The sequence below is a fragment of the Thermosyntropha lipolytica DSM 11003 genome, from assembly GCF_900129805.1.
In the GTDB taxonomy this organism is placed as follows: domain Bacteria; phylum Bacillota; class Syntrophomonadia; order Syntrophomonadales; family Syntrophomonadaceae; genus Thermosyntropha; species Thermosyntropha lipolytica.
The window spans coordinates 62,634-68,864 of the sequence record NZ_FQWY01000009.1; the positions used below are offsets into that span (position 1 = coordinate 62,634).

Sequence of the window (6,231 nt, forward strand, 5' to 3'; positions counted from 1 at the left end):
AATTATACATGACTTTGCCAGTTATAATAAAGCTTTATGCGGGCAAAATAAGAAAAAATTTTTCCCAAGGAGAGGTAGTAATGGATTATAAAAATGTCCCTAAAAAAAGGAAAGTAGTGGCTCCCTTAATATTTCTTTTAACACTACTAATAGCTTCTTGTCTTTCCGGCTGTGCGAAAAAAGAAACTAAAAAGCCCTTGCCTCCTCCCCAACTAGCGCCAGAAGTAGCCAAAATCAAAAACAGTGAACCGACTATAACCCTCTATCGTTCAGCTACGGGTACTAAAGAAAGCCTCCCTCTGGAAAAGTATATCAAAGGGGTAGTAGCTGCTGAAATTGGGGATGAATTCCCTATGGAAGCATTAAAAGCCCAGGCAGTAGTGGCTCGTACTATGACCATGGCTCTTATTGCATATGAAGGTGGTACCAGAAAGCTTCACAACACCGATGCCAGCGATAACCATACTGAATTTCAGGCTTATGATCCTAATAAAATCACACCCAGGATATCTAAGGCAGTAGATGCTACCCGCGGCCAATTCTTGATATCAGATAAAGGAAAATTTGTTTATGCTCTCTTTCATTCGGCATCCAAGGATAAAACGGCTGATATAACAGAAAGTTTTCCCAGGCTTAAAGACAAAGCACCTTATCTGGTACCTGTTGAAACTAATGGCTTAAAAAATGCCCCGGACAAGTATAAAAACTGGACCGTAAAAGTACCAAAAAGCGAAGTCAGAGCTATAATGGGCAGTAAAGCAGGATCACTTGATGATATACGCATAAGCAAAAGAGGTCCTTCAAACCGGGCTCTTACCATTTCCGCAGGCCAGGCTTCTATCCCGGCCGTAGAATTAAGAGAAAAAATAGGGTTTGACCGCCTGTTTTCCACCCAGCTCAGCCGGGTTTATCCCCAGGGAGACTACATCGTATTTGAAGGCAGCGGCTGGGGACACGGAGCTGGTATGGAGCAGTGGGGAGCATATACCATGGCTAAAGAAGGCAAAAAATTTTCGCAAATAATAGCTCATTACTTCCCTAAAGCTCGCATGATGAAGCTTTACGACTGATCCCCACTTTTATATTCATGCCAGGCTGCCATATATATACCTATTATTATAAGGGTTCCTCCTATCCATTGATACCACATGAGGCTTTCGTTAAAAAATAAATAGGCAAGAATACTGGCTCCCACCGATTCTCCTAAAACCGAAACGGCTACTATGGGAGCCTTTATATATTTTAAAGCCCAGGTAATAGAAGCATGTCCTCCTATACCGGGAATCAAAGCGAGCAGGAAAAAAAGCAGCCAATCCCGGGTAGGGTATCCAGTTAAAATATGACCAGTTATAAAATTGCCTCCCAAAAGTACCACAGCTGCTACCGCACAAACGACTCCCATATAAGTAAAAGTATCTACTCTATCTCTGAGGCGGCGGCTAATTATGAAATAAAGAGCAATAAAAAAGCCACTTAACAGCGAAAGCATATCGCCTAACAATTTTCCTTCTTTTAAATCGCCACCAGCTATAAAAGCTGATCCACAAAGAGCAATAATTATCCCGGAAATTCCCAGCAAACCAAGCTTTTCGTGGAGAAACAAAAAAGAAAATATCATCACAAAAATGACCTGCAGATTGGTAAACAATACCGAACTAGAAACACTGGTATAAGACAGAGAAGTTATCCAGAAAGCAAAATGCAGAGCCAAAAAAAGGCCTGCCCCGGCTACATATATATAGTTATCCTTTATTATCCCCCATTCATAATCCTGCTTTTTAAAAGCCCTGCTCAAAACCAGAGCCAGTAGAGAAGTAATCAATACCCGGTAAAAAGCTATAACTAAAGCCGGAGCTGTGCACATCCTTATCATTATAGAAGCGGTTGACATGCAAAAAACGCCCCAAAAAACAACTAGATAGACCAACCCTCTTGCCATAGCTATTCCCCTAAATCTCCCAGATAAGACATGATTACTCTCTCATCATTCTTTACTCTATCCGGACTTCCTTCCGCAATTTTGCGGCCATAATCGAAAGCAGCTATCCGCTCACAAATATTCATAACCAGGTGCATATCATGCTCTACCAGCAGTATGGTTATCCCCATATCATCCCTTATCCGGCGTATTAAATCCATAAGTTCATCTTTTTCCGCCGGGTTCATGCCTGCTGCCGGCTCATCAAGGAGCAGGAGAGACGGTTCCAGAGCAAGAGCCCTTGCTATCTCCAGCTTTCTCTGTTCCCCATAAGCGAGGGAAGAAGCATATTCCTTCCTCTTTTCGTACAAACCAAGCATCTTTAAGAGAAACCTGCTTTTTTCCTCTGCCTTTCTTCCCGCTTTCCGCTCAGATGGCAAACCTAAAAGGCTTGACCAAAAACCAGCCGGCATAAGAGCCATACTCCCTATTTTCACATTATCCTCTACCGAAAGACGGCCAAAAAGCCTTATATTCTGAAAAGTCCGCGCTATACCTAAAGAGGCAATTTTATGAGCAGGTAGTCCATTCAATTTTTTCCCTTTAAAAAGCAAATCTCCTTCGGTAGGCACATATATGCCGGTAATTATATTAAAAAGGGTAGTCTTGCCTGCTCCATTAGGCCCAATGACCCCAAAAATTTCCCTTTCCCTTACTTCCAAATCAACACTATCTAAAGCGCGCAGCCCTCCAAATTCCTGGGTTATCTTTTCTAATTTCAGGATCGGCATGTTTTCACCTCTTTTGTTCTAAGGCGCTGTTTCAGGTCATAAAGGCGCATATCCCCCATAATACCATTGGGTCGGAAAATCATAAGTATTACCAGCAAGGCCCCATAAAATAACAGGCGATAGTCAGCTACTATGCGTAGCATCTCCGGTAATACCGTAAGCACAGCCGCCCCCAGCATCACACCGGGAATACTTCCCATACCGCCTAAAACTACCATGTTCAGTATCTCAATTGAGCGCATAAAGCCAAAATCCTGCGGTGCTATATATCCCATATAATGAGAATAAAGCCCTCCTGCCAAACCGGCCAGAAAAGATCCCATAGTAAAAGCAGCTACCTTCATGCCTGTAGTGTTAACCCCACATGCCTCAGCGGCAATTTCATTCTCCCTTATAGCATACAGCGCCCTGCCATAGCGGGATTTAAGCAACTGCCAGTTGAGCACAACTACCAGAATAACCAGAATAAATACCATAGAAAAAGTTGTATACTGCTGCATCCCATAAAGTCCTACTGCTTTTCCTCCCAGCTCAAAATTGAGGAAAAATACCCGGATTATCTCGGCAAAACCTATGGTTACCATAGCCAAATAGTCGCCTTCCAGGCGCAAGGTAGGAATCCCAATTATAAAACCAAAAAAAGCAGCCATCAGGGACCCGGAAAGGAGGGCAAGAACAAAGCTGGTGCCATAATGTAAAGTCAATATAGCTGCAGTATAAGCACCTATACTCATAAAACCAGCATGTCCCATAGATAATTGTCCCGTAACCCCGGTTATAAGATTAAGTCCTAAAGCCAGAATTATATTTATACCTATCAGCACCATTATACGCAGATAATAGGCATCAACATATTGTGCAAACCAGGCATCCATTTAATCCACCTACACTTTTTTCATTTTCTTTTGTCCCATTATGCCCTGCGGGCGCACCAGCAAAACAAGTATAAGTATAGCAAAAGCTATAGCATCTTTATAAGATGATGAAAGATAAGCTACCCCCAAAATCTCTAAAACCCCTAGAATTATGCCCCCCAGCATAGCTCCAGGAATAGAGCCAATTCCTCCTAAAACGGCAGCGGAAAAAGCCTTGAGACCTGCCATAGTCCCCATATAAGGCCATACCGCATTATAATATATACCTACCATTACCCCGCCAGCTGCCGCCAGTGCCGAACCTATGGCAAAAGTAAAAGATATAATCCGGTTTACATTTATGCCCATAAGATAAGAAGCATCCAAATCCTGTGAACATGCACGCATAGCCTTCCCTAATTTCGTCTTCTGCACCATAAAAGTAAGAGCTGCCATTAAAAGAAAAGCCACCAGAAGAATTATAATCTGCAAAGAAGATATTTCTACAGCACCTAAACTGAAGGTTTTTACCCTTAATACTTCGGGATAACGGGTAGTATTAGGCCCCCTTAAAAGCACCATTAGAGTCGATAAAAATATCGATACACCAATGGCACTTATTAAAGCCGAAAGCCGCGAAGATTTACCTCTTAATGGTCTGTAGGCGATCTTCTCCATCAACATACCTAAAAGGGTACAAAAAATCATAGCCCCGATAAGGGCTACAAAAATATTTACCCCTAGAACCGTAACTAAAAATAAGCCGGCAAAAGCACCCCACATATAAATTTCGCCATGGGCAAAATTGATAAGCTGGATAATACCGTAAACCATAGTATATCCCAGGGCAATCAAAGCATAAGTGCTGCCCAGAGTAAGACCATTAATGAGCTGTTCCCAAAACATCGCTTCCTCCCTTAAAATAAAGCGTTATCAGTTAATAACGAATAACTGCTTTTTAAAACATTCATTCGTTATTAACCAATCGTGTCCTGTCCTTTAGAGGACAGGACACTTATATATATTAACTCTTATTGTACATTAACTTCAATCTTATCTAGAAGTTTAAATTTTCCATCTTTTACAGTGATAAGACAAACCGGGCTTTTTACCGGCTCACGATTGGGAAGAAAAGTCGTCTTACCCGAAACTCCCAGATAATCTTTCAGTTTGGCCAGTTCATTCTTAAATACTTTAGGATCTGTGCTCTTCGCATCTTCCATCGCTTTAGCCAGGATCATAACAGCATCATAATACTGAGCCGAGAACATGTCCGGTTCTTCCCCGTATTTTTCCCGGTATTTCTTAAGAAAAGCTTCGGTTTCCGGACTAGGTTGATCGCTGGAAAAGCCGCAGTAGAATATTACTTTTTCTTCTACCGCATCTTTGCCCAGTTTAGCCAAATCCTGTCCGTAAAGCCCGTCTCCACCTACCAGAGTAATGTCAAAATTCTGTTTCTTAACCTCATTCATTATAAGGGCAGCTTCTGTGTAATAACCAGTAAATACCAGTACATCTGCTCCTGATCTTTTAAGCTTGGTAACCTGAGCCGTAAAATCAGTTTCCCCATCGTTTATACTATCTTCCAGAACAATCTTGCCACCCTTTTTATTGATAGCTTCTTTGAAAACAGGGGTTAAGGCCGTACTATAGCCATTATTGAGAGAAGTTATAATGGCAAAATTAGTCCAACCCTTTTCCTTCATCATCCAGTCAACTACTGCTGGAACCGCAAAAACATCCAGCAGGGTATTTCTGAAAACATAATCCCCAATTTCTACTACTCCCGGTCCGGTAGCTCCAGGGGAAAAGATAACTACTCCATTCTTCTGGGCAATATCGGCTGCTACCTTGGTAAGTCCCGTACAGGGGTCTCCTACCATAGCCACCACTTTATCCCGGGTTATATACTTGGTAGCAATGGAAGCAATCTCCGCACTATCTCCTTTATTATCTTCATAAATTCCTTCCACCTTTTTGCCCAAAATGCCGCCTTTAGCATTAAGCTCTTCAATCGCCAGTTTCATCCCTTTTTCGCCCGGTATCCCATAGTTAGCAACCGGCCCCGTTTTGGCTCCTAAAAAGCCGAGTTTGATAACATCTTCACTACTGCCCGCACTTCCCTTTTGTCCACAGCCGGGAATTATAAAAAGCAGGGCCATAATCAGAAGCAAAGCTATACTTTTATTCCGGATTTTATACAAAATAATCCCTCCTTAAATATTTTTACTCTATCCGGTTTTCCTCCCTTCCTCCCCTTTCATCCCCCCTCTTTTCTCATCCCATAAAAAAGTATAACATTATTTTATTCTGTATTATTAAACAAAATCCTGCATAAAGCAAAAAAATAACCGGGAGTTTTTCCCGGTTACAGATTGTAGACAAAACCGCTTTTAGAGGTGCTAATCTAAAAGCGGTTTTCTTTTTTACATGCGAGATAATATGTAAAATATACCAAAAGCCAAAATTTGAAAATAAAAAAACACCATATACTGGTGTTACCGGAGGGAGTTCTTTCTGTTTTCTTTTCCAGGTGGCTAACTTCTTTAAATTCATGCAGGCAAACAGAAGCGTGAGGTAATCTCCTACTTTCCTCAAGCCTCTTAAATTTGTATACCTCATGCCGTGTTTTTCCTTAGCATCCGCAAATACCCGTTCAATGGTTTCT

At 41.7% G+C, this 6,231-nt stretch carries 7 protein-coding genes; 1 reads left to right on the forward strand and 6 read right to left on the reverse strand.

The window, feature by feature from the left end; translation table 11 throughout:
- Nucleotides 1-80 precede the first annotated feature (80 nt).
- Nucleotides 81-1,070, forward strand: a complete 990-nt coding sequence (locus BUB92_RS03960; RefSeq protein WP_073090407.1) for a SpoIID/LytB domain-containing protein — start codon at nucleotides 81-83, stop codon at nucleotides 1,068-1,070.
- Here the strand turns inward: BUB92_RS03960 and BUB92_RS03965 are convergent.
- From BUB92_RS03965 to BUB92_RS12010, 6 genes are all read right to left on the reverse strand, one after another.
- Nucleotides 1,061-1,939, reverse strand: a complete 879-nt coding sequence (locus BUB92_RS03965; protein WP_073090375.1) for a DMT family transporter — start codon at nucleotides 1,937-1,939, stop codon at nucleotides 1,061-1,063. The genes BUB92_RS03960 and BUB92_RS03965 overlap by 10 nt on opposite strands.
- A 2-nt stretch (nucleotides 1,940-1,941) precedes the next feature.
- Nucleotides 1,942-2,709: an ABC transporter ATP-binding protein gene (locus tag BUB92_RS03970; protein ID WP_073090378.1), complete on the reverse strand. Its 768-nt coding sequence runs from the start codon at nucleotides 2,707-2,709 to the stop codon at nucleotides 1,942-1,944.
- On the reverse strand, nucleotides 2,697-3,584 hold the full coding sequence (locus BUB92_RS03975) for a branched-chain amino acid ABC transporter permease (RefSeq protein WP_073090381.1): 888 nt from the start codon (nucleotides 3,582-3,584) through the stop codon (nucleotides 2,697-2,699). Before BUB92_RS03975 ends, BUB92_RS03970 begins: the two co-directional genes overlap by 13 nt.
- Before the next feature lie 9 nt (nucleotides 3,585-3,593).
- Nucleotides 3,594-4,469, reverse strand: a complete 876-nt coding sequence (locus tag BUB92_RS03980; protein ID WP_073090384.1) for a branched-chain amino acid ABC transporter permease — start codon at nucleotides 4,467-4,469, stop codon at nucleotides 3,594-3,596.
- Between the two features lie 125 nt (nucleotides 4,470-4,594).
- Entirely contained in the window at nucleotides 4,595-5,767 is a 1,173-nt protein-coding gene (locus BUB92_RS03985) for an ABC transporter substrate-binding protein (RefSeq protein WP_242938998.1), read from the reverse strand.
- Between the two features lie 73 nt (nucleotides 5,768-5,840).
- The coding region (locus BUB92_RS12010; RefSeq protein ID WP_423230195.1) for a transposase at nucleotides 5,841-6,231 on the reverse strand (391 nt) is incomplete at its 5' end.

Bases quoted from the DNA above. Each gene is read 5' to 3' on its own strand.
- BUB92_RS03960 (WP_073090407.1), top strand. From the start codon at position 81: ATGGATTATAAAAATGTCCCTAAAAAAAGGAAAGTAGTGGCTCCCTTA.
- BUB92_RS03965 (WP_073090375.1), bottom strand. From the start codon at position 1,939: ATGGCAAGAGGGTTGGTCTATCTAGTTGTTTTTTGGGGCGTTTTTTGC.
- BUB92_RS03970 (WP_073090378.1), bottom strand. From the start codon at position 2,709: ATGCCGATCCTGAAATTAGAAAAGATAACCCAGGAATTTGGAGGGCTG.
- BUB92_RS03975 (WP_073090381.1), bottom strand. From the start codon at position 3,584: ATGGATGCCTGGTTTGCACAATATGTTGATGCCTATTATCTGCGTATA.
- BUB92_RS03980 (WP_073090384.1), bottom strand. From the start codon at position 4,469: ATGTTTTGGGAACAGCTCATTAATGGTCTTACTCTGGGCAGCACTTAT.